Source organism: Endozoicomonas sp. G2_2 (genome assembly GCF_017744135.1).
Classification (GTDB): Bacteria; Pseudomonadota; Gammaproteobacteria; order Nevskiales; family Salinisphaeraceae; genus Salinisphaera.
The window spans coordinates 36,231-55,010 of record NZ_JAGHQU010000008.1; the positions used below are offsets into that span (position 1 = coordinate 36,231).

Annotated in this window: 20 protein-coding genes; 14 read left to right on the forward strand and 6 right to left on the reverse strand. The window is 68.9% G+C overall.

The annotated features are described in order from the left end of the window. The 11 genes from J7355_RS10895 to J7355_RS10945 all read left to right on the forward strand — a co-directional run bounded on the left by J7355_RS10895 (nt 1) and on the right by J7355_RS10945 (nt 10,099). A complete protein-coding gene (locus J7355_RS10895; RefSeq protein WP_209062594.1) occupies nt 1-1,437 on the forward strand; it encodes a cobyric acid synthase in 1,437 nt (478 codons plus the stop codon). Further along, the gene (locus J7355_RS10900; RefSeq protein ID WP_209062597.1) at nt 1,434-2,441 is read left to right on the forward strand and encodes an iron ABC transporter permease; all 1,008 of its coding nucleotides are present in this window, start codon (nt 1,434-1,436) and stop codon (nt 2,439-2,441) included. Before J7355_RS10895 ends, J7355_RS10900 begins: the two co-directional genes overlap by 4 nt. After that, nucleotides 2,438-3,223: a heme ABC transporter ATP-binding protein gene (locus J7355_RS10905; RefSeq protein ID WP_209062599.1), complete on the forward strand. Its 786-nt coding sequence runs from the start codon at nt 2,438-2,440 to the stop codon at nt 3,221-3,223. The genes J7355_RS10900 and J7355_RS10905 overlap by 4 nt, the downstream gene beginning before the upstream one ends. Continuing rightward, the gene (gene cobU / locus J7355_RS10910; RefSeq protein WP_209062600.1) at nt 3,216-3,782 is read left to right on the forward strand and encodes a bifunctional adenosylcobinamide kinase/adenosylcobinamide-phosphate guanylyltransferase; all 567 of its coding nucleotides are present in this window, start codon (nt 3,216-3,218) and stop codon (nt 3,780-3,782) included. The genes J7355_RS10905 and cobU overlap by 8 nt, the downstream gene beginning before the upstream one ends. After that, complete coding sequence (gene cobT, locus J7355_RS10915) at nt 3,779-4,843, forward strand: nicotinate-nucleotide--dimethylbenzimidazole phosphoribosyltransferase (protein WP_209062602.1); 1,065 nt, start codon at nt 3,779-3,781, stop codon at nt 4,841-4,843. Before cobU ends, cobT begins: the two co-directional genes overlap by 4 nt. Continuing rightward, nucleotides 4,836-5,459: a histidine phosphatase family protein gene (locus J7355_RS10920; protein ID WP_209062604.1), complete on the forward strand. Its 624-nt coding sequence runs from the start codon at nt 4,836-4,838 to the stop codon at nt 5,457-5,459. Before cobT ends, J7355_RS10920 begins: the two co-directional genes overlap by 8 nt. Continuing rightward, nucleotides 5,456-6,280 carry an adenosylcobinamide-GDP ribazoletransferase gene (locus J7355_RS10925; RefSeq protein ID WP_209062605.1) on the forward strand — a complete coding sequence of 275 codons (825 nt, stop codon included), beginning with the start codon at nt 5,456-5,458 and terminating at the stop codon, nt 6,278-6,280. Before J7355_RS10920 ends, J7355_RS10925 begins: the two co-directional genes overlap by 4 nt. After that, the gene (locus J7355_RS10930; protein WP_209062607.1) at nt 6,271-7,197 is read left to right on the forward strand and encodes a CobD/CbiB family cobalamin biosynthesis protein; all 927 of its coding nucleotides are present in this window, start codon (nt 6,271-6,273) and stop codon (nt 7,195-7,197) included. The genes J7355_RS10925 and J7355_RS10930 overlap by 10 nt, the downstream gene beginning before the upstream one ends. Next, a complete protein-coding gene (gene cobD, locus J7355_RS10935) occupies nt 7,188-8,237 on the forward strand; it encodes a threonine-phosphate decarboxylase CobD (protein ID WP_209062610.1) in 1,050 nt (349 codons plus the stop codon). The genes J7355_RS10930 and cobD overlap by 10 nt, the downstream gene beginning before the upstream one ends. Continuing rightward, entirely contained in the window at nt 8,234-9,166 is a 933-nt protein-coding gene (locus J7355_RS10940) for a cobalamin-binding protein (protein ID WP_209062612.1), read from the forward strand. Before cobD ends, J7355_RS10940 begins: the two co-directional genes overlap by 4 nt. Before the next feature lie 279 nt (nt 9,167-9,445). Further along, nucleotides 9,446-10,099, forward strand: coding sequence for a class I SAM-dependent methyltransferase (locus J7355_RS10945; RefSeq protein ID WP_209062613.1), 654 nt, complete (start codon nt 9,446-9,448; stop codon nt 10,097-10,099). A gap of 18 nt (nt 10,100-10,117) precedes the next feature. On the opposite strand, the gene J7355_RS10950 is transcribed toward J7355_RS10945, so the two are convergent. Both J7355_RS10950 and J7355_RS10955 read right to left on the reverse strand, forming a co-directional pair. Further along, nucleotides 10,118-11,347, reverse strand: coding sequence for an MFS transporter (locus J7355_RS10950; RefSeq protein ID WP_209062615.1), 1,230 nt, complete (start codon nt 11,345-11,347; stop codon nt 10,118-10,120). 88 nt (nt 11,348-11,435) lie between these two features. Then, entirely contained in the window at nt 11,436-11,777 is a 342-nt protein-coding gene (locus J7355_RS10955) for a MarR family transcriptional regulator (RefSeq protein ID WP_209062616.1), read from the reverse strand. A 177-nt stretch (nt 11,778-11,954) separates the two neighbouring features. Between J7355_RS10955 and J7355_RS10960 the strand changes: the two genes are divergently transcribed. The 3 genes from J7355_RS10960 to J7355_RS10970 all read left to right on the forward strand — a co-directional run bounded on the left by J7355_RS10960 (nt 11,955) and on the right by J7355_RS10970 (nt 15,121). Beyond that, nucleotides 11,955-13,115, forward strand: a complete 1,161-nt coding sequence (locus J7355_RS10960) for a TAXI family TRAP transporter solute-binding subunit (RefSeq protein WP_209062618.1) — start codon at nt 11,955-11,957, stop codon at nt 13,113-13,115. 87 nt (nt 13,116-13,202) lie between these two features. Continuing rightward, nucleotides 13,203-14,003: an SDR family oxidoreductase gene (locus J7355_RS10965; RefSeq protein ID WP_209062620.1), complete on the forward strand. Its 801-nt coding sequence runs from the start codon at nt 13,203-13,205 to the stop codon at nt 14,001-14,003. Nucleotides 14,004-14,122: 119 nt separating this feature from the next. Then, nucleotides 14,123-15,121, forward strand: a complete 999-nt coding sequence (locus J7355_RS10970) for a tetratricopeptide repeat protein (protein ID WP_209062622.1) — start codon at nt 14,123-14,125, stop codon at nt 15,119-15,121. 13 nt (nt 15,122-15,134) lie between these two features. Here the strand turns inward: J7355_RS10970 and J7355_RS18050 are convergent, their stop codons facing one another. The 4 genes from J7355_RS18050 to J7355_RS10990 all read right to left on the reverse strand — a co-directional run bounded on the left by J7355_RS18050 (nt 15,135) and on the right by J7355_RS10990 (nt 18,737). Further along, entirely contained in the window at nt 15,135-16,325 is a 1,191-nt protein-coding gene (locus J7355_RS18050) for a GGDEF domain-containing protein (protein ID WP_209062624.1), read from the reverse strand. A gap of 164 nt (nt 16,326-16,489) precedes the next feature. Then, a complete protein-coding gene (locus J7355_RS10980) occupies nt 16,490-16,972 on the reverse strand; it encodes a nucleoside deaminase (RefSeq protein WP_209062626.1) in 483 nt (160 codons plus the stop codon). 53 nt (nt 16,973-17,025) lie between these two features. Continuing rightward, nucleotides 17,026-18,102, reverse strand: coding sequence for a nitronate monooxygenase (locus J7355_RS10985; RefSeq protein WP_209062628.1), 1,077 nt, complete (start codon nt 18,100-18,102; stop codon nt 17,026-17,028). 89 nt (nt 18,103-18,191) lie between these two features. Then, nucleotides 18,192-18,737: a cupin gene (locus J7355_RS10990; RefSeq protein WP_247739926.1), complete on the reverse strand. Its 546-nt coding sequence runs from the start codon at nt 18,735-18,737 to the stop codon at nt 18,192-18,194. Nucleotides 18,738-18,780: the final 43 nt, after the last annotated feature.

Here is an 18,780-nt window from a genome sequence, read left to right on the forward strand (position 1 = left end):
ATGGCGAAAACCCTCATGATCCAGGGCACGGCCAGCGACGCGGGCAAGTCCACCGTGGTCGCCGGGCTGGGTCGTGCCTGGCATCGCCGCGGGGTGGCGGTGGCGCCGTTCAAGCCGCAGAACATGGCGCTCAACAGCGCGGTGTCGGTCGACGGCGGCGAGATCGCCCGTGCCCAGGCCGTGCAGGCCCAGGCCTGCGGGCTGGCGCCGACAATCGACATGAGCCCGGTGCTGCTCAAGCCGTCCAGCGACCGGGATGCCCAGGTCATCGTCCACGGCCACGCCGTGGGTTCGATGGCTGCCGACGGCTATCACGCCTACAAGCGCACGGCGATGGCGGCCGTGCTCGAATCCCACGCGCGCCTGGCGGCGGGCTACGAGCGCGTGCTGGTGGAGGGCGCGGGCAGCCCGGCCGAAATCAACCTGCGCGAAAATGATATCGCCAACATGGGCTTCGCCGAGGCGGTGGACTGCCCCGTGGTGCTGGTCGCCGATATCGACAAGGGCGGCGTGTTCGCCCAGATCGTGGGCACGCTCGCGCTGCTGTCGGACACCGAGCGTGCACGAATCGCGGGTTTCATCATCAATCGCTTTCGCGGCGATATCGAACTGCTGCGCCCCGGCCTCGACTGGCTGGAGCGTAAGACCGGAAAGCCGGTCTTCGGCGTTCTGCCCTGGATCGACGGGCTGTATCTGGAAGCCGAGGACGCCATCGCCCTCGATCAGCGCAGGGCCGACGATGCGGCGTTCGTGGTTCAGGTGCCGGTGCTGCCACGTATTTCCAACCATACCGATCTCGACGCGCTGCGCCTGATGCCGGGGGTGGATCTGCAATGGGTCGGGCCGGGCCAGCGTCCCGGCGGTGCCGATCTGATCGTGTTGCCGGGCTCGAAGAACGTCCGCGCCGACCGGCAGTGGCTGCGGGCCAACGGCTGGGATGCGCATATCGCCCGTCATCTGCGCTATGGCGGGCGCGTGCTGGGAATCTGCGGCGGCTACCAGATGCTCGGGCGTTCGATCGACGACCCCGAGGGCGTGGAAGATGCGCCGGGGCGCGTCGACGGGCTGGGTCTGCTCGATATCGCCACCGAGATCCGCGCCGAGAAACGGCTGGAAAATGTCCGCGGCGCGCTCGCGGCCGGCGACGCGCCGGTGCAGGGCTATCGGATTCATTGCGGCGTGACCCGCGGCGCGGGGCTCGGCCGGCCGTTCCTCGCGCTCGAGGACGGCGACGACGGGGCTATCAGCGACGACGGCGCCGTGGCCGGCACCTACCTGCACGGCCTGTTCGACAGCGCCGCCGGCTGCAAGGCGCTGCTCGCCTGGGCCGGTCTCGACGATGCCGCCACCGAAGACGTGGCCGCCGTGCGCGAACGCCTGTTCGAACGGCTGGCCGACGCCATCGAAGCCGCGATCGATCTCGAGGCGCTGCCGTGAGTCCGCGCCGGCTCGTTTGGCTGCTCGCTGTCGCGCTGCCGATCTGCCTGCTCGCAGCGGTGCTGTACGGGGCGGTACGCCTGCCGGCCCTGGATGTGCTTGCCGTGTTGGTCGGTTGGGACGATGGCATGGATCGGCTGGCACTGATCGTGCGCCAGCTGCGCCTGCCGCGTGCGCTGCTCACCGCCCTCGTGGGTGCCCTGCTGGCAATCTGCGGGGCCGCGATGCAGGGGCTGTTTCGCAATCCGCTGGCCGATCCCTCGCTGATCGGCGTGACCGCCGGCGCTTCGGTCGGCGCGAGTCTGGTCATTGTCTTCGGTTCGGGGCTGGCGGGATTCGTCGGCCTGTCGCTGGTCTCGCTGGGCGCGTTCGCCGGCGGCACGGCCGCGGTGCTGCTGGTCTATCGTCTGGCGACTGGTCCGGAAGGCACCTCGGTCGCGACCATGCTGCTGGCCGGCATTGCTATCGGCGCGCTTGCGGGCAGCGTCGGCTCGCTGCTGGAGTTTTATGCCGACAACGAAATGTTGCGGCGAATCAGCCTCTGGCGCATGGGCGGGCTCGACGGCGCCAACTGGTCGCGCGTGGTTATCGTGGCCGGCGTGGGCGCGCTGATTCTGGCCGTGCTTCCGCGCCAGGCCGCGGCGCTCAACGCCCTGCTGTTGGGCGAATCCGAAGCGCGGCATCTGGGTATCGCGGTCGACCGGGTCAAACGCCGGCTGGTGCTGCTGACTGCGGCCGGCGTCGGCGTGTCGGTGGCGGTGGCCGGGGCGATCACTTTCGTGGGGCTGGTCGTACCGCATATCGTGCGCATGCTGATCGGCCCCGATCATCGCTGGCTGCTGCCGGCCTCGGCGATGGCCGGGGCGATTCTGCTGCTGGTCGCCGATACCCTGGCGCGTGTTGTGATTGCCCCCACCGAGCTGCCCGTCGGGTTGCTCACGGCGCTGCTCGGCGCGCCGTTTTTCATCTCGCTGCTGCGCCGGCGGCGCGAGTACGGCCTGTGAGTCGGCCGATGCTCGAGGTGGAGCGGCTCACGCTGTCCGCGGGCGGCCGCACGGTCGTGGACGCCGCCGACTTTTCGCTCGCCGCGGGTGAGCACCTTGCGGTGATCGGCCCCAACGGCGCCGGCAAATCGAGCCTGATTCATGCGTTGATCGGCGATACCCGCCCGATCGCCGGTCAGGTGCGCATTGCCGGGCAGCCTCTGGACGACTGGCCGGCGCGCGAACGAGCGTGTCGCGTGGCGCTGCTGCCGCAGGCCAGCGCGCTGAACTTTCCGTTCACGGTGGCCGAGGTGGTACGCCTCGGACGTGGCCCCCATGCCTCGGGTCGGCGTGCCGATCGCCAAATCGTGGATGAGGCCCTGGCCGCCTGCGATATCGCGCATCTGCGCGATCGGCCCTATACCCGGTTATCGGGGGGTGAGAAACAGCGCGTGCAGCTGGCGCGGGTGATGATCCAGGTCTGGCGCGAGCGCGATGCGGGCAACCGGCTGCTGCTGCTCGACGAGCCCGTGGCGGCCCTCGATCTCGGCCATCAGCGATGGGTCATGCGCCAGGTCGCCGCCCTCGCCGCGCAAGGGGTGGCGATCGTGAGCGTTCTGCACGACATCAGCCTGGCGGCACGCCATGCCGATCGCATGCTCGCCCTGCGCGATGGCATCACCATTGCGCACGGCAAGCCGACCGACGTGGTCACGGCCGAACGCATGCAGCAGCTGTTCGACACGCAGACGCGGGTGATCACGCATCCGGATTCGGGCACCCCGGTGGTGTTGCATGGCTGATCGACCGCCGTCCGACGCCGACGACAACGCGGCCCGAACGCTGATACTCGGCGGGGTGCGCAGCGGCAAGAGTCGATACGCGGAGACACGCGCGTTGTCGCTCGACGTGTCGCGCTGGTGCTATGTCGCGACCGCACGGGCCGGCGATGCGGAAATGGCAGCGCGCATCCGTCACCACCGCGAACAGCGCGACCCGCGTTGGCAGACGGTGGAGGCACCGCTCGGCCTCGGCGCCTGCCTGCGCCGGCTGGACGCGCCCCACACCTGCATTCTCGTGGATTGTCTTACCCTGTGGCTGAGCAACTGCCTCGCCGACGAGGCCGATGCCGGGCGCTGGGCGGCGGAACGGGAGGCGCTGCTCGCCGCCGTGGCAGACAGCCGCGCGCGCCTTGTCTTCGTGTCCAACGAAGTGGGTTCCGGCATCGTGCCGTTGGGCGCGCTGTCGCGGCGTTTTGCCGACGAGGCGGGGCGCTTGCACCAGGCGCTTGCCGCCCACTGCGACACGGTGACGCTGGTGGTGGCCGGCCTGCCCTTGACCCTCAAGGAGTCCGATACATGAATGCCTGGTGGCAACAGCCGGTGGCAATGATCGATACGGCCGCCATGGCCGCCGCGCAGGCACGCCAGGCGGTGCTGACCAAGCCGCCCGGCGCGCTCGGCCGGCTGGAAACCGTCGCCGAGACGTTCGCCGGCTGGCAGGGGCGCGCCGTGCCCGCGCTCGATCGGGTGGATATCGCGGTGTTCGCGGCCGATCACGGGGTCACGGCACGCGGCGTATCCGCCTTCGATCAGGCGGTCACCGGGCAGATGATCGCCAATTTCGCCGCCGGGGGCGCCGCCATCTGCGTGCTCGCCCGGCGCCATGGCGCGCGGCTTGCGGTCGTCGATGTCGGCGCCGTCGCGCCACCCGCGGGCGTCGCCGGCGTGATCGACGCGCGTATCGCGCCGGGCACGGCCGATTTCACCGAAACGGCCGCGATGTCCGCCGGCCAGCTCGATCGCGCGCTGCAGGTCGGGCGCGAACGCGTTTCCGCGTCGGCGGATCTGTTCATCGGTGGTGAAATGGGTATCGGCAATACCACGAGTGCCGCCGCGGTATTCGCAGCGCTTACCGGCCGGGCCCCGGCCGAGGTCGTCGGTCGGGGTGCCGGGGTCGACGCGGCCGGGCTGGCACGCAAGCAGGCCGTGGTAGCCGCCGGTCTGGAACGCCACCGCGCGCGCTGGGCCCACATGCAGGGTGCGCGGCGGGCGCAGGCGGTGCTGCGCTGTGTCGGCGGCTTCGAGATCGCCGCCCTGGCCGGCAGTTTCGTCGCCGCGGCCCAGGCCGGTGTGCCGGTGCTCGTCGATGGATTCATCGCCGGCGTGGCCGCGCTGTGCGCGCGCGAGATCGCCCCGGATTGCCGGCATTGGCAGATTTTCGGCCATCGTTCGGCGGAGATCGGGCACACCCGGCTTCTGGACACGCTCGCGGCGCGGCCGCTGCTCGATCTCGACATGCGGCTCGGCGAGGGCAGCGGCGCGGCGTTAGCGCTCGGCGTGATCGGCGACGCCCTGGCGCTGCACGCCGAGATGGCCACGTTCGACGAAGCCGGCGTTGCCGCCTCCGACGCCGATGGCTGAGACGATCGCCACCACCATCGATCTGTTGCGCCACGGCGAATGCGAGGGCGGCGCGATCTTTCGCGGCCACCTGGACGTGGCACTCGCCGAGGCCGGTCTCGCGCGCATGCAGGCCTGCGCGGGCACCCAGCGCGGCTGGCAGCGCATCCTCGCCTCGCCGCTGCGCCGTTGCCGGTTCTTCGCCGAGTGGCTGGCGGCCGAGCGGGGCCTGCCGCTGACCCTCGACGACCGCCTGCGCGAGATCGATTTCGGGCGCTGGGAAGGCCGTGAGACCGCTGCCGTGTGGGCCGAGGAGGCCGAAGCCGCCCAGGCCTGGTTCGACGATCCCGAGGGCCATGGCCCGCCCGGCGGCGAGACCCTGGCCGCGCTGCGCGAGCGCGCACGCGCGGCTTTCGACGAGGCGGTACGGACCCATGCCGGCAGCCATGTGGTGCTGGTCACCCACGGCGGCTGGATACGGGCATTGCTGGCCGATCTGCTGGCCATGCCCGCTGCGGCCATGCATCGTCTGGACGTGCCCTATGCCTGTCTGAGCCGTCTGCGCGTGGTTCGCGATGGCCGGCGTAGCTTGTGTCAGCTCGTCGCCCACAATATCGATGCGGGTGCGAGCCGATGATCCCGCGGCTGATCGCTTTCGTCCGGCCCCTGGGGCTTGCGCTCGCGCTGCTGACGACACTTCCGGTGGGACGCTGGGTGGCCTCGCCTGTTTCGCCTGCCGATCCGGGGCGTTCGGTGCTGTGGTACCCGGTGGTGGGGCTGTTGATCGGCATGCTGCTCGCGAGCCTCGCGTGGCTGTTGTCTGGCGTGGATGCGCCTCTGGGCGCGGCGCTGGTGGTGGTGCTCTGGGTGGTATTGACCGGCGCGCTGCATCTCGACGGTCTCGCCGATTGCGTGGATGCCTGGTTTGCCGGCCACGGCCGCGATGCGGCGGCACGCACTCTGGCCGTGATGAAGGACCCGGCCGCCGGGCCGATGGCGGTGGTCGCGCTGTTGCTCGTGCTTGGTCTCAAGGGCGCAGCGATCGCGGCGATCTGGCCCGCGCTGTCGTCCTCGCCCGGATCCGGATTCTGGTGGCCGCCGCCGCTCGTTGGGCTGCTCGCGGTGGTGCCGGTACTCGCCCGAGTGGCAGCGATGCTGTTCATGGCGACCACCGCCTATCGGCGCGCCCAGGGCCTGGCCAGTGCGCTCGACGCCCAGTTGCCGCGGGCGGCCGCCTGGCTCGTTGCGGGCGGGGGCGTCGCGTTCGTGCTGGTGTGCGCGGGCCTTGCCGCCGGCGTGATCATGGCGCTCGGCGCGTTGTTCGTGAGCCTGGGCTGGCGGGCGCTCTGGCAACGCCGTATCGGTGGCTACACCGGCGACGTGGTCGGCGGGCTCATCGAACTCGTGGAGGTCGCGGTCTTGGTGATCGCGGCGTTGTGGGCCACCCCATGGGTCTGACCGCCGCCCTGATTGCCGGCATCCTGCTCGACGCGCTGTGCGGCGAACCGCGACGTGCGCATCCACTGGTCGCTTTCGGTCGGCTCGCGGATGCGCTGGACCGGCGCCTGCCGCGGCGGCGGAGTGCCGGCTTGCTGGCCCTGCTCGTGCTTGTGGCGGGGCCGGCCGCATTGGCCGGCGGGTTGTTGTCGCCGCTGCCGACGCCGGCCGGCTGGGTCGCGGCGGCGTTGCTGCTCTGGCTGTGCATCGCCTGGCACAGCCTCAAGGATCATGCGCGCGCGGTGGTCGTTGCCCTGCGAGGGCACGATCTCGTCGGGGCGCGTCGCGCGGTGGCTCGCCTGGTCAGCCGCGAGACGGACACCATGGCGGCGCCGGCGATCCGCTGCGCGGTGCTCGAATCGCTGCTGGAAAACGCCAGCGACGGCGTGCATGTCACGCTGTTCTGGTTTGCCGCGGGCGGACTGGTGGCCGGGCCGGCCGGCGCCAGCGTATGCGTTGTGGCGCATCGTGTCATCAATACGCTGGATGCCATGTGGGGCTATCGCACACCGACCCATGTGCGTTTCGGCTGGGCTGCGGCACGGGCCGACGATCTGGCCAATGCCCCGGGTGCACGGCTGGCCGCCCTGTCCCTGGCACTCATGGGCGACCGTCGCGCGGGCCTGCGCTGCTGGCGCGATCAGGCCGCGGCGCTGGCCAGCCCCAACGCCGGCCCGGTGATGTGCGCCGGCGCCGGTGCGCTGGGTATACGGCTGGGCGGCGGGGCGCGCTACCACGGCGCGTATCGCGAGCGCCCGGTTTTCGGTTGTGGGCGCCCGCCCGACGATGCGGATATCGAACGCGCGATCACGCTGATTGGCCGCACGCTATGGCTGTGGGTGGCCGTGATCGCGCTGGTGGACTGGACATGGCACTGACACACGGCGGCCAACTCGGCGAAGCCAGTCGGCGTTACCACATCCCCGCGGGGGACTGGCTCGATCTGTCCACCGGCATCGCGCCCTGGCCGTACCCGGTGCCCGAGGTGCCGGCGCGGGTATGGGCACGATTGCCCGAGGCCGACGACGGCCTGCTAGAGGCCGCGGCCGCTTACTATCGTGCGCCCGTAGCGGCCGTCACGGCCCTGCCGGGCAGTCAGTTCGCCATTCGCGAGTTGCCGCGCGCGATCGCGTCGCTCACTGGCCGCGCGCGGGTTGGCGTGCCCGCCGTCGGCTATGCCGAACATGCGCGCGCCTGGCAGGCCGCCGGCCACGAAATCGTGTTCTATGCAGACCTCGCGGCGCTGGGCAGGCAAGCGTCGGCGCTCGATCACGCGGTGGTGATCAGCCCCAACAACCCGACCGGGGAGTCGGCCGATACCGCCACGTTGAACACGCTGGCCCACGAGCTGGGCCAGCGCGACGGGCTGCTGGTGCTCGATGCGGCGTTTGCCGACTGCTATGGCGACCTGGATATTTCCGTATTGCCGGACAACGTCGTCGTGCTGCGGTCGGTCGGCAAGTTCTTCGGTCTGGCCGGGCTGCGGCTGGGGTTCATGATCGGCACCGGCGATGCGGTCGCGACGATACGGGATCAGCTGGCGCCCTGGGGCGTGAGCCATCCGGCGCGCTGGATCGGTCGTCGCGCACTGGTCGATGGCGACTGGCAGGCGGCACAGCGACAGCGTATTGCCGAAAGCGTGCACCGCCTCGCCGCACTGCTGAGAACCCGCTTCGCGCCCGCGGACATTGTCAGCGCCGGTCTGTTTGCCAGCGTGTTCTTCGACCGTGCGGGCCATGCGTCGACCGTGCACGAGGCGCTGGCCGCACAGGCCGTGCTGGCCCGACTCGGCGACAACGGGCGCTGGCTGCGTTTCGGTCTGCCGGCCGATGCGAGTGCCCGCGCGCGGCTGGCGGCCGCACTGGGCGTGGGCATACCCGCTCGCGCCGGATTCCACGACGATGGAGCCGATCGATGAAGCAGACGAGCACGGGTGCAGTCGGCTCGCGGCGCCGCGCGGTTATTTCGGCCGCGATGATGATGATCGGTGTGGCCGCGTGGGCCGCGAGCGCAGCGGCTGCGGTCCAGGTGACCGATTTTCGCGGCGAAACCGTCCGGCTCGAGGCGCCCGCGCGACGGATCGTCGCGCTTGCCCCGCATCTGGTGGAAAATCTCTATACCGCAGGGCTCGGTGATCGAATCGTCGGCGCGGTCTCGCACAGCGACTACCCGCCGGCGGCGCGCGCCATTCCGGAGGTGGGCGGGTATACCAACATCAGCCTCGAGGCGGTGGTCGCGCGCAACCCCGATCTGGTGGTTGCCTGGGCGTCCGGTCAGGGCGGCGATCCGGCCACGCTCGCGCGCTTCGAGGCGTTCGGGATTCCGGTCTATGTGGATCGGCCACGCCGCCTCGCGGATATCGGTCGCGCGATCACCGATTTCGGCGTGCTGGGCGGGACAAGCGAAACCGCCGATGCCGCCGCCAGCCGTTTCGATCGGCGCCTGAACGCGCTGCGTTCGCGGTACGGCACGCGGGCCCCGGTGAGCGTGTTCTATCAGGTCTGGAACGATCCGCTGCAAACGCTCGCCGGGGAGCAGTTCGTGGGTCAGGTGATCCGTCTTTGTGGCGGGCGCAATATCTTCGCGGACGCGGTGTCGCTGGCGCCCAAGGTGGGGATCGAATCCGTGCTCGAGCGTGATCCGCAGGCGATCGTGGCCAGCGGCATGGGCGACGAGCGGCCGGACTGGCTGGATGACTGGCGCGACTGGCCCGGCCTGCAGGCCGTCGCGCACGAGCATCTGTTCTTCGTCGCACCGGACATCATCCAGCGGGCGACCGTGCGGGTGCTCGCGGGGGCGACCACGCTGTGCCGGCAACTCGAAAGCGTACGCCGCGACGCCGACTGATCCGCAGGCGTCAATCAAAGCTGTCGATAGGCGCGTTGTCGCGCGCGCGGCGTTAAATAAACGTTAATAAAATGCACGCATCATGCAATGAATAAAGAAGATATCCCTAAGCCCGTTTCTTCTTTGTTTTATAAAAAATATTGCTTAACAAGTGTTTATAAACAATCTGATTGAATAGTCGTGATAGGTGCAGAAACCGGAAAATCACGATGAAAAATATTCAGGTCGGCCGCCGCGCGATCACGTAGGCTCGGGCGGGTTTTTTCTATCGTCAGTATCGTGCGACAAGCCAACTCCACTCGCCCTTTCCAGCATGCCGGTGCCGGCCGTGATTATGCGCAACGTCGCTACCGCGGCTTCTTCCAGCGACTCGTCGCGTGGCGTGAACAGCGTCTCGCAGCGCGGCTTCTGGCGCATCCCCACGCGGGCTGCAACGGCCATATCGTGGACCTGCCCTGCGGTTACGGGCGCTTCTATCCGCTGCTCAAGCAGATGAATCTCAAGGTCAGTGCGATGGACCAGTCGCAAGCCATGGTGGATATCTATCGCGAGCACGCGGATTTTACCGCCGTCGATCACGCCGAGCGGGCCGACGTGCTCGAGCCGTTGCCGGCACGTGCGAGTGCGGCCACGCGGGCCCTGTGCGTACGCCTGTTCCAGCATCTGCACCACCCGGAACTGCGCATTCAGGCCCTGCGTACCCTGGGCGCGAACCGGCGTCAGATCGTGATGACCTATTACGACGACGGCTCGCTGCACTACTGGAGCAAGCGCCTGCTGATGCGCCTCAAGGGCAAGAAGGTCCGCGTGAAGATGATCCCGCGGCGCGATTTCGAGTCCGAGGTGGCCCAGGCCGGCCTGCGCATCGTCAAGCGCATCAAGCTGTTCCCCGGCGTGCATGCCCAGACCTGGGTGCTGCTCGCGCCCGCCTGACCCCTGCGACTTGCGCGGCTAGGCGGTGGTGACGGGCCTCGCCTCGGCCGCCACGATCGGCGTGTCGCGGATCGGCCAGTGCAGCGCGGCGGCGACCAGGGCCAGCACGATGGACGCGATCCAGCTCTGGTCGTAGCTGCCGGTCAGCGTATAGGACCAGCCCGCGGCCCAGGCGCCGAAGAAGCTGCCGAACTGGTGGCTCATGAACACCACGCCGAACAGCAGCGATAGATGCCGCATGCCGAAAATCTGACCGACGAGGCCGCTGGTCAGCGGCACCGTGCCGAGCCAGAGAAAGCCGATGGCCGCGCTGAACACAAGCGCACTGGTGGCGCTCAGCGGCAGTGCCACGAACAGGGTGATCACGCCGGCACGCGCGAGATATAGCCAGGTGAGCACGTGCTTCTTGCGGTAGCGGCCCGCGCAGAAGCCGAAATAGTACGAGCCGAAGATGTTGAACAGCCCGATGAGCGCCAGTGAGGCGGCGCCGATCGTGGCGTCGAGGCCGCCATCGCCGAGATAGGCCGGCAGGTGTGTCGACAGAAAGGTGATGTGAAAACCGCAGACGAAAAAGCCGGCGTTCAGCAGTAGAAACCCCGAGTGGCGAGAAGCCTGTCGCAGGGCCTGCCACGAGCCGGTATCCGTACCGTCTGCCAGGGCCTCGCGCGGCGCGCGCCCGGTCACGCCACGCGCGAGCGCGACGATCAAGAGCATGAGCCCGGCCAGTACGAGCAGGGTCTCGCGCCAGCCGGCCAGGTCGATCACTTCCTGCGTAAACGGCACGACCAGGAACTGGCCGACCGAGCCGCCGGCGGTCACGATGCCGAAGGCGCGTCCGCGCTGGTCGGCGTTGACCACCCGGCCGATCGCGCCGAGCACGACCACGAACGTCGTGCCCGCGAGCGCCAGCCCCACCAGCACGCCCAGGCTGGCGTTAATGCCGAGCGCGCTGCCCACGGTAGCCGCCAGCGCCAGGCCGCCGGCATAGAGCAGCGCGCCGACAGCGATCACCCGGCCGGCGCCGTGGCGGTCCGCGGCGGCGCCGACCGAAGGCTGGACCAGCCCGAACAGCAGGCTCTGAATCGCGATGGCGAGGCCGAAACTTTCCCGGTCGATGGCGATGTCGCCCGACATCGGCAGCAGGAACAGCCCGAACGCCTGGCGGGCGCCCATCGACAGCGTAACGATGGCCGCGCCGCAGGCCACCATGACCCAGGGCGACATGCGCCGGGTGTCAGATGTCTTCATTCGGCGCGCGCTCCAGTTGGTCGAGCAAGGTGAACAGGGTGTCGCGGTCGCTGCCCAGCCGGGCCACGGCGCGCTCCTGCGCGCGTTGTCAAAGCGGGTCTGCGCGCTCGAGCGTGGCGCGCCCGGCGTCGGTCAGGCAGGCCTCGCGTCTGCGGCGATCCGTGCCGCGCCGTATGTCGATCCATGCGGCGCGCTCGAGCGGGCGCAGCGTGCGTGCCAGCGTGCTGCGCTCGTGCCCTGTGGCGCGCGCCAGGGCCTGCACGCCGATCGGGCCCAGTCGTTCGATATGGCGCAGCAGCGAGAACTGCGCCACGGTGAGCCCGGCCGGTGCCAGCGTTTCGTCATACAGCAGGGTGAGCGCGCGGGCGCCGCGACGTAGCCGCGCACAGACGCAGGCGCTGTCATCGCTATTGGGTGTATATGCACGCATTGCGAGGACGCTATCGCGAAACCGTGTTGCCTGCACGCCTTTCATGCCCGCCGGCGCAACAGTCACCGGCGGTGCTGCGCGCGGTCGACGGATGGCGGATTGCGCTGCAATGGCGATCGTGCAAGAGTCGCCCGAAACGCTATTTCACAAAAAAAGTCAGCTCTTGGAGGAGAACCCATGCTGCAGTTGATTGCCCGACGTTCCCTGGCTGCGCTGGCGGCCACGCCGCTGCTCGCGCTGTGCCTGTTCGCGAGTGCCACCAGTGCCCAGGCCCAGGACATGCCCCGGACCATGATCTGGACCGCCTACGACCTCGGTGCATCCGGCTATGCCGAAGCCTCCGCCATTGCCGACGCGTTCGGGCGCGAGTACGGCATGCGGGTGCGCATCCAGCCCTCCGGCTCGGCGATCGGGCGTCTGCAGCCCATTCTCAACGGCCGCGCGGATATCGGTTTTCTCGGCAACGAGGCCTTCTTCGCGACCGAGGGCCTGTTCGACTTCTCCACCCGCCGTTTCGGCCCGCAGGACCTGCGCGTGCTCATGGGCAAGGTCAATTCCTTTGGCATGGCGGTCGCCGCCGACGCCGGGATCGAGACGGTGGCCGATGTTGAGGGCAAGCGCGTGGCCTATCCGGCCGCCAACCCGTCGAGCAGCCTGAAGTGCGATGCCATGCTGGCTTTTGCCGGCCTGACCCGCGACGACGTCGAGGTGGTCACATTCCCGACCTATGCCGCGACCATGGCCTCGCTGTCCGAAAACAAGGCCGACGTCACCTGCACGGTCACGGCCACGGGCCAGATGTATGAACTGGCCGAGTCGCCGCGCGGTATCCAGTGGCTCGACCTGGATCCGAACGACGAGGCGGGCTGGGAACGTCTGAACAACGTCGCGCCGCTGTTCAAGCCTGTATCGGAAGCCCAGGGTGCCGGCCTGTCGGAAGACGATCCGGCCCAGCTCATGGCCTATCGCTACCCGGTACTGACGGTACGCGCGGACATGGATGACGACACCGCCTATGCGGTGACCAAGGCACTCGATGAAACCTACGGCATCTACAAGAACGCCACGGCCACCGCGCCGCGTTACGAGATCGAAAAGGCCGCCGTGCCGCCGATCGATGCGCCTTTCCACCCCGGTGCGGTACGTTATCTCAAGGAGATCGGCGTCTGGAACGACGCGTCGCAGCAGTGGAACAGCGACCGGCTCGAGCGCCTGAATGCGCTGCGCGCGGCCTGGGGCGAAACGCTCGAACAGGGTTCGGACCTCGACGAGGATGCCTTCGCCGATCTGTGGGACAAGCACCGCGAGCAGGCGCTGGCGGAGCTCGAGCAGAACTAGGCACGGCCGCACAACAGGCGCCCGTTTGAATGCGCCCGCGCGGTGAATGCCGTGCGGGCGCCGCGTTTTCGACCAGAGACCGACGACATGACTGCACGACTCGAGAACAAGATCGCCATCATCACCGGGGCCACCAGCGGCATCGGTGAGGCTGCGGCCCGTCGTTTCGCCGAGGAAGGCGCCACGCTCATGCTTGCCGCCCGCAGTGTGGACAAGGGCGAGGCGCTGGCCGCCGAACTCGGCGACAAGGTCGCCTTCATGCGAACCGACGTCAGCAACGAAAACGAGATGGCGGCCCTCATCGATGCCACCGTCGAACGCTTCGGCCGGCTGGACTGCCTGTTCAACAACGCCGGCGCCGGCGAGCGCAGCACGGCGGAAACGATCGACGAAGCCAGCTTCGATCATTTCATGCGGCTGCTGGCCGGCAGCGTGGCCTTCGGTATCAAGCATGCCGCGCGCGTGATGAAGAGCAGCGGCGGCGGCAGCATCATCAATAACGCCAGCATCGCCGGCCACCGGCTCAGCCAGGGCGGCTATCTGTATTCCGGCGCCAAGGCGGCAGCAGCGCATTTCACCCGCATCGCCAGCGTGGAACTCGGTGAATACGGCATCCGCGTGAACGCCATTTCCCCGGGTGCCATCGCTACGCCGATCTTCTGGGGCGGCTCGGCGCGGGCGCAGACCCTGTCCGACGAAGAGAATGCCGCCAAGCTCGACAAGCTCACCGGCAATCTTGCCCAGGCCACGCCGCTGCCGCGCTCGGGTTACGCGGTGGATATCGCCAACGCGGCGGTGTTTCTGGCCAGCGACGAGGCGTCGTTCGTTAACGGTCACGACCTGGTCGTCGACGGGGGCCGTATCCAGATGTTCAACGAAAAGAGCTGAGACGGGGCCGGCTGCAGGCAGCGCATGCCCCGCCGCGGTCGCGGCACTGCTAATCTCCACATGGGACGGGTCTGAGATACAACCGCGCGGTTTTCGTCGCGCGGCTCGTGGGGGATGCCATGCGCGCTGGCTGCGTATTGTTCGGGCGGATTTTCGCTGCGCTCCTGCTGCTCTGGGCAGCCGTTCTGTCGGTCGGCGCGCAGCCGGCCGGGCTCGACGGCCCGGCGTCCGACGCGCCACCGATGGCCGGCGACACGGCGCGCCTGCGTGCGGCCCACGCAGTGTATGAGGCAGGCGATTTCGTGCGCGCCCGCAAACGCTATCGTGCGCTTGCCGAACACCACAGCATCGCGGGCATGACCCATCTCGCCCGAATGTACGCCAACGGCGAGGGCGGACGGCGTAGCGACGAGCAGGCGCTGTACTGGGACACGAAGGCCGCCCGCAAGGGCGATGCCCACGCCATGTACCGTGTTGCCGATGCCTATCGCACGGGCCGCGGCACGCCGACCGATTCGTCTCGTGCCGATCGCTGGTATCGCGCGGCGGCCGAGCGCGGCAACGCGCAGGCGCAATGGATGTTCGGGCGCCGGCTCTATCGCCGCGGCGCGCACCTGGCGGGCCTGGAGTGGATACGCATCGCCGCCTGGAACAGCGACGACCCGCGGGCCCGGCGGTTTCTGGCGGATCGCGGCCAAGGCCCGGCGGCCGAAGCGGGAGTCGAGAAGGCGCGGCGACGCGCGGTGCTGGCGACGCTGGCGGCTGTGGATCGCGCGGCGCGCGCGCAGAATGCCGCCGGCATCACCCGTCAGATCGCCGATGACGCGGAAATCCACGTGCGCCTGCCCGGCGACGCGGGCTGGAGGCGCCTTGCGCGCGCCGACTACGAGGCGCTATGGCGCGACACCTTCGCACAGGCCGAGGCCTATGCCTACCGGCGAGACGATCCCGAACTGCACGTGGGCGCCGACGGCGTGCTGGCGTTTTCGCAGATCCGCGAGCGCTTCGGGGCCGAGGCCGATGCGCGCACGGTGGACCTGCGCGAAAGTGCCACGTTGCGCGTTGTCGACGACGGTACGGCGGTCATCCAGAAACTGCGTCTGGACATGCGCGACTGAAGACGGCCGTCGTTTAGGCCCAACGCACCTGGTTGCGCCCGCCGTCCTTGCCGGCATAGAGCGCACCGTCCGCCCGATGGATGAGGTCGGTGATGTCCTGGTCGCTGGCGGTGAGCGCGGTCACGCCCAGGGTCACGGTAATCTGAAAGACGTGTGCGCCGGTCTGGATGGTCGCGGCTCCCAGCCGCAACCGCAGACGTTCGGCGAATTCGACAGCGTCGTCCCGTGACGTCTCCGGCAGGATCAACAGGAATTCCTCGCCGCCGATGCGCCCGAGGAGGTCGGCGCCGCGCATCTCGGTGCGGCAAATATCGGCGACGTGGATCAGCGCCGTATCGCCGGCGCCGTGTCCGTAGGTGTCGTTGACGTGCTTGAAGTGGTCGACATCGAGCACGCAGACCGACAGCGGCCGGCCGTAACGGCGTGCGCGGCGACTCTCCTGGGCAAACAGCGCCTCGTAGTCGCGTCGGTTGCTGGCGCCGGTGAGCGGGTCGGTTCGTGCCTGGCGGCGCAACTCGGATTCGAGGGCACGGCGGCGCTCGATCTCGGCCTCGGCCTGTTCGAGGGCAGCGAACTCGCCGCGCCGCACGATCTCGAACCGATACGAGGCCATGCCGCCCGCGATGCAGGGCATGAGCAGCATCAGCGCCAGAATGCCCATGCGCAACGCACTGGTTTCACTGATGTTGATACCCACGCATACGAGCGTGCCGATGCTGCCGTAGAGAGCCACCGTGGCCGATAGCACTGTGCGGTTGGGCAGAAACACGAATACGCCCATCAGGAACACGACGGTGGCGGCCGCGAGCCAGCGGATCTCGTCGTCGTCGCTCATGAAATAAACCGAAAACACCTGGGTGAAGCCCAGCAGGGCGAGGGTCGTCACCAGGCCACCGTGGGTGGCCAGCCCCGGACGCCGGCGTATCCACGCCACGCAGGCCACGAGTAGCGCCACGAAGGCCATGCGGCAGCCGAGCAGGCTAAAATAGGTCGGGCCGAGGCCGAAGTGGTGATAATCGCTGAGACTGAACGCGAGCCACAGCGCGCCCCATACGCCCAGCACATGGCGTAAGTGCCGCGCGAGCCGGTGTTCCACGCTCTCGCGGTAGCGTTGCTCGGTGGTGCGATCGGCGAATTCACCGAACAGCGCGGTTATCGCGTAGCGGGAACGCGCCTGCTGCGCCTTCGCGGCCGATCTTTTCACGTCGATTGATTCCGGTTTGCGCCTGCGTCCCGTGCCCGGCGTGCGGGTCCGGTGGTCGCTGCCGGGCGTTATCGAGCCGCACCGGGCGCTTTATGTTCTCCCCGTCCTGGTATCGGCCGCAGGCGGCCAAAGTGCAGCGGCGACAACGGCGTCGACAGCCCCGGTTACGCGCCCGGCGTGTGGCGTTGCGCATGCAGTGCGCGCACTTCGGCGGCCAGCGTGTCGACCGGGCCCTCCGTGATTACCTGCGGCGCGATGGCGCTGATCGGATGCGGCGTGACCGGCGGTGGCGGCGCGCCGAACTCGGTCAGCCAGGCGACGAGTTGGGCCGAGGAGCTGGCATAGACGATCCGCCCCAGCCCGACCCAGGCGTGGGCCGCCGCACACATGGGGCAGTGCTCGCCCGAGGTGTAGACCGTGGCCGAAGCGCGTTCTGCCGCGCTCATGTGGGCCGCGGCCCAGCGTGCCAGCGCGAACTCGGGGTGGCGGGTGGCGTCGCCCGAGGCGATGCGATTGCGGTCCTCGGCGCGTACGGTGCCCTGGCTGTCGACCAGCAGTGAGCCGAAGGGTTCGTCGCCGGCGGCCAGCGCCTCGGCGGCGAGGTCCACACAGCGTTTCAGATACGGCATCTCGGTTTCGCAAATCACCGCTCGGCCTCCCAGGCGTTTGATTACAGGCGGTTTCCCGTGAAACGTGTCGTCTAGCTATGGTGCAGCCGCGCCAGGCATTGCGTGTATTCGGCCATCACCGTCTCCACGCATTCGGCGGCCGACCGGTCGCGCGAGAGTGCGGCGGCCTGCCCGGCCCAGAGCGACATGAAGGCGTCGTCTTCGGCATTGCCGGCCGCCGCGCGGATGTCCTTGGTCCAGGCGTTCTGTACCGGATAGTCCGGCAGTTCGGGTTCCAGCGGCGCCATCTCGGTGATGAAGCGATTGGCCAGGCCCCGCGCCGGCTTGCCGGAAAACGCGCGTGTCACGACCGTGGCGCGATCGCCCGCGTCGAGTAGTGCTTTCTTGTGTGCCGGCTTGGCCCCGCTTTCACGACAGGTGAGAAATGCGCTGCCCATTTGCGCCGCCTGCGCGCCCAGCGCCGTGGCGGCGGCCAGACCGCGGCCGTCCATGATGCCGCCCGAGGCGATCACCGGCACGTCCACCGCATCCACCACCTGGGGCACGAGCGCCATGGTGCCGATCAGCGCCTGCTCGAAGGTGCCCAGGAACGTGCCGCGATGGCCGCCGGCTTCACTGCCCTGGGCCACGATCATGTCGACGCCCTCGTTTGCCAGCGCTCTCGCCTCGGCGACCGTGGTGGCGGTGCCGATGACGACGGTACCGGCGGCCTGCAGACGGGCGATGCGCGCGGCGTCGAGCTGGCCGAACGTGAAGCTGAAGACCGCGACCCCGGCCTGGGCCACCACCTCGAACTGGTCGTCGAACGGCGGGGCGTAGCGTGTCGGCGGTTCCGGCCGCTCGATGGCCAGTTCGTCGCGGAACCGATCCAGGCGTGCGTTGGCCTGTTCGATCGCGTCCGTGTTGATCGAAAATGCGCCGGGAATGAACAGGTTGACGGCGAACGGCCGGTTCGTGAGGGCGCGCGTACGGTCGATCGCTTCGGCGATGGCGTCGGGCGCCATGTAGCCGGCGCCGATCGACCCGAGGCCTCCGCTATTCGATACCGCGGCCACCAGCTCCGGCGTTGTGGTGCCACCGGCCATGGGCGCCTGAATGATCGGATGTTCGATACCGAGACGTCGGGTGAGGTCGTTCTGCAAGGCCATGCGGCACTCCTGGGTCGCGAGAGGGCGAAACCGAGCGCTGTATTTTGCATCCACGCCGCGCGTATCGACAGCGGCCGGATGAAATGGGTCTAGCGCCAGGCCATTGTCAGCGCGCCGTGGGTGCCGGTTACCGGGTCCTGCGGCGGTATCGCAACGGCGGCGATGCGCGCGCAGGCCGCGGCGTGGTCGGTGTCGCCCGGGCGGCACAGATCCCAGTCCTGCTGATCGGGCGGGTAGGCCGCGACCAGTTCGAAATCGGCGCTGGCGTCGATACGGCAGTGGCCGGTACCTGCTGGCAGAACGAGCACGTCGCCGGCGGTGACTGCAAGGCTTTCGCCCTGCTCGCCGCCGAGCATGAGGGTGGCGCTGCCGCAGGCCACCCCCAGTGTCTCGTGCGACACCGAGTGGTAGTGGTGATAGCCGAACACCCCGCCACGCCATTGCGGCGGCCAGTCGTTGGCGGCAAAAAGTGTTTCCAGGCGTTTGGCCAATCCGCCGGTGGCCTTGCCGTTGCCTTGATAGACGAGTACCGGATGCCGGCTGTTCGGCGTGCGGCCGTCGTCGGCGTAGCGATGGGTCGCCGGAATCGGCGCCGCCGTGCCGTAAATCGCCTGTCGAATCATGCTGCTGTCCATGGCGTGCTCGTCTGGGCGGTGCGTCGTCGAGCCTGATAATCTG